This is a genomic window from Microbacterium sp. Leaf351 (assembly GCF_001423825.1).
In the GTDB taxonomy this organism is placed as follows: Bacteria; Actinomycetota; Actinomycetes; order Actinomycetales; family Microbacteriaceae; genus Microbacterium; species Microbacterium ginsengisoli.
In genome coordinates this window covers 111828-112229 of record NZ_LMPK01000036.1, presented here as the reverse complement: position 1 = coordinate 112229, position 402 = coordinate 111828, and the positions used below count along the sequence as shown (strand labels likewise).

Here is a 402-nt window from a genome sequence, read left to right as displayed (position 1 = left end):
CCGACTACCTGGATGCCTGCCTCTCGGCCCTCGACCGTCAGACCCGACGCCCCGACGAGGTGATCGTCGTCGACAATGCCTCCACCGATGCGACCGCGGACGTCGCTCGCGCGCACGGCGCGACGCTGTTGCGGGAGGAGCGTGTCGGCATCTGGCCTGCCGCCGCCCGCGGGTACGACGACGCGGCGGCATCCGCCGACATCATCGCCCGGGTCGATGCCGACTCCCGTCCTCACCCCGACTGGGTCGCCCGCCTCGAACGGGCGTTCGCGGAGGACGAGGCCCTCGGCGTGCTCACCGGGGGCGCCGAGTTCTACGACTGCTCGCGGCTGGTCGCCTACCTCGGATCGCACTGGTACATCGGGGGCGGACGCGTATGGATCGGGCTGTGGCTCGGCATCC

General features: G+C 71.9%; 1 protein-coding gene. It reads left to right on the top strand.

The window, feature by feature from the left end:
* Window positions 1-402 (top strand): glycosyltransferase family A protein (locus ASG00_RS12480; protein WP_156456257.1); only part of this gene is annotated, 402 nt, incomplete at both ends.